The sequence below is a fragment of the Pseudoalteromonas arabiensis genome (assembly GCF_001550155.1).
In the GTDB taxonomy this organism is placed as follows: domain Bacteria; phylum Pseudomonadota; class Gammaproteobacteria; order Enterobacterales; family Alteromonadaceae; genus Pseudoalteromonas; species Pseudoalteromonas arabiensis.
In genome coordinates this window covers 1-2,389 of the sequence record NZ_LRUF01000016.1, presented here as the reverse complement: position 1 = coordinate 2,389, position 2,389 = coordinate 1, and the positions used below count along the sequence as shown (strand labels likewise).

The 2,389-nt window shown below is 38.4% G+C and carries 6 protein-coding genes; all 6 read right to left on the bottom strand.

Going from position 1 to position 2,389, the window contains the following annotated elements:
* Nucleotides 1–177: 177 nt before the first annotated feature.
* Entirely contained in the window at nt 178–333 is a 156-nt protein-coding gene (locus PAARA_RS20520) for a hypothetical protein (RefSeq protein ID WP_157066155.1), read from the bottom strand.
* Nucleotides 334–351: 18 nt separating this feature from the next.
* Nucleotides 352–690: a transposase gene (locus PAARA_RS20990; protein WP_209438163.1), complete on the bottom strand. Its 339-nt coding sequence runs from the start codon at nt 688–690 to the stop codon at nt 352–354.
* 316 nt (nt 691–1,006) lie between these two features.
* A complete protein-coding gene (locus PAARA_RS07400; protein WP_157066182.1) occupies nt 1,007–1,249 on the bottom strand; it encodes a hypothetical protein in 243 nt (80 codons plus the stop codon).
* Nucleotides 1,236–1,379: a hypothetical protein gene (locus PAARA_RS20515; protein ID WP_157066181.1), complete on the bottom strand. Its 144-nt coding sequence runs from the start codon at nt 1,377–1,379 to the stop codon at nt 1,236–1,238. Before PAARA_RS20515 ends, PAARA_RS07400 begins: the two co-directional genes overlap by 14 nt.
* Before the next feature lie 332 nt (nt 1,380–1,711).
* Nucleotides 1,712–1,867: a hypothetical protein gene (locus PAARA_RS20765; RefSeq protein WP_157066155.1), complete on the bottom strand. Its 156-nt coding sequence runs from the start codon at nt 1,865–1,867 to the stop codon at nt 1,712–1,714.
* Nucleotides 1,868–1,885: 18 nt separating this feature from the next.
* Nucleotides 1,886–2,149, bottom strand: coding sequence for a transposase (locus PAARA_RS20760; protein ID WP_245219907.1), 264 nt, complete (start codon nt 2,147–2,149; stop codon nt 1,886–1,888).
* Nucleotides 2,150–2,389 lie beyond the last annotated feature (240 nt).

Below are 2,389 nucleotides of genomic sequence, written 5' to 3'. Positions count from 1 at the left end.
AAGTATATCCCCCAGATGCATAAGCGGCTTTTATTGCTTCATTTCGATTATCAAATTGCTGAGCGTATTCAGCTAATGGCAATGACTGGTTTCGCCTTTGTTTAAGGGGGACTTCACATAAATCACCTTCTTGCTCTTAAAGTAACGCTAAGTGCTCTTTAACAAATTCATCGTCACCTAAAAAACTTGACTCGATATATCAGTCCAAGGATCCACGCCTTTTCCTTGCTCGACAAATAACGCAAATTTTCGCCTTGCTATCGCTTTAAATTTTCCAAATTGGAGTAACATTTTGTCGATTTCAAGCCATGCTGGAAAGTGTGCTTGACCCATCGTAAAGTGCCAGCTACTTCAAGGCCAATCCGATAAGCTATCTACCATCTTTGCTCTAATTGGATTTAAAACAATATACCTGTTCAACTCTAATAAGTAAGCATCCTTATCAACCAAAATAGCCTTATAGCGCCCCTGAAATAAATGCCCAACATGTTGATGACTTCTATTAAACCATTGTGTATATACCCCGTTTAATTGGCGCATCCCTTTACTTAAATTTGCATCAGGAGTTTCAACTAATAGGTGGTAATGATTACTCATTAAGCAAAATGAATGAATAACCCAGTTATAACGCTCGCATACGTCACCTAAAATCTTTAAGAATCCATCTAAGTCAGCTTCATCTAAATAAATTGGCTTTCATTCATTCCCTCGCGACGTTACATGGTACAAAGCTCCTGCGAACTCTAATCGTAGCGGCCTAGCCATCCTTTCACCTATCAATATTGGTAAATTAATAACTAAAATTAGGCCTTAATTAACGAAAAGGCAAAAAGAAAGACCTGACCCTTTTGCTTTGTTTGATTTGCCACCAAACGGATTTTTTCATTGAGCTGTTCAGCAGCCTTGAAAACAAAATCCCAAGCCACCACAGCCAGAAAAAACAAAGCCCCGCGAAGCGCTGGGCCTTGGATTCAAAAAAGTGGATGTTTGCTAATTTATCACACTATTATGTTTCTTTTGGCCCCATATCTTCTAGCCTTCGCAGAGCAATAGCAATCGCCTTTTCAAATAAATCGAGACTGACACTTTCTAATGACAATTGTCCCTGTGGTATTTCAAAGCATAAATCTTTGTTTGGTTCATCAGTAACTAATCCAATGAATCTGCCATTAATCGTTATTTCTGCTACTAAATTTTCATGTTCAAGATCACTACAGACCACGACATTAATACCATCACTGTTGTTCATTTTTATTAGGCTCCAAAAATCCTTGAAATTTTCCTTCAGCATCAAAAGCTGCTCCACGCCCATCTGGGGCAGTTACATTGGTGCCTCCGAAACGATTTCCTTCTGTTGTTGTAGACTCTGGATTATTCACAATTTCTTCTAAAATACCTTGCCCTTGATTATTTTTGCTTTCCGCATTTCCTGTGGCAGGAGGAAATAGTAAACCTAGGGGTCAGGTCTTGCCTTTTGCCACAATTTTACTTACACGCGAATAGTGTAATTGAAAATAATCACCCACCTATTTCTAAGTATATCCCCCAGATGCATAAGCGGCTTTTATTGCTTCATTTCGATTATCAAATTGCTGAGCGTATTCAGCTAATGGCAATGACTGGTTTCGCCTTTGTTTAAGGGGGACTTCACATAAATCACCTTCTTGCTCTTAAAGTAACGCTAAGTGCTCTTTAACAAATTCATCGTCACCTAAAAAACTTGACTCGATATATCAGTCCAAGGATCCACGCCTTTTCCTTGCTCGACAAATAACGCAAATTTTCGCCTTGCTATCGCTTTAAATTTTCCAAATTGGAGTAACATTTTGTCGATTTCAAGCCATGCTGGAAAGTGTGCTTGACCCATCGTAAAGTGCCAGCTACTTCAAGGCCAATCCGATAAGCTATCTACCATCTTTGCTCTAATTGGATTTAAAACAATATACCTGTTCAACTCTAATAAGTAAGCATCCTTATCAACCAAAATAGCCTTATAGCGCCCCTGAAATAAATGCCCAACATGTTGATGACTTCTATTAAACCATTGTGTATATACCCCGTTTAATTGGCGCATCCCTTTACTTAAATTTGCATCAGGAGTTTCAACTAATAGGTGGTAATGATTACTCATTAAGCAAAATGAATGAATAACCCAGTTATAACGCTCGCATACGTCACCTAAAATCTTTAAGAATCCATCTAAGTCAGCTTCATCTAAATAAATTGGCTTTCATTCATTCCCTCGCGACGTTACATGGTACAAAGCTCCTGCGAACTCTAATCGTAGCGGCCTAGCCATCCTTTCACCTATCAATATTGGTAAATTAATAACTAAAATTAGGCCTTAATTAACGAAAAGGCAAAAAGAAAGACCTGACCCTTTTGCTTT

What these genes read in the sequence shown, in the direction of transcription:
- PAARA_RS20520 (WP_157066155.1), bottom strand. Translation starts at nt 333, where the DNA reads ATGGGTCAAGCACACTTTCCAGCATGGCTTGAAATCGACAAAATGTTA.
- PAARA_RS07400 (WP_157066182.1), bottom strand. Translation starts at nt 1,249, where the DNA reads ATGAACAACAGTGATGGTATTAATGTCGTGGTCTGTAGTGATCTTGAA.
- PAARA_RS20765 (WP_157066155.1), bottom strand. Translation starts at nt 1,867, where the DNA reads ATGGGTCAAGCACACTTTCCAGCATGGCTTGAAATCGACAAAATGTTA.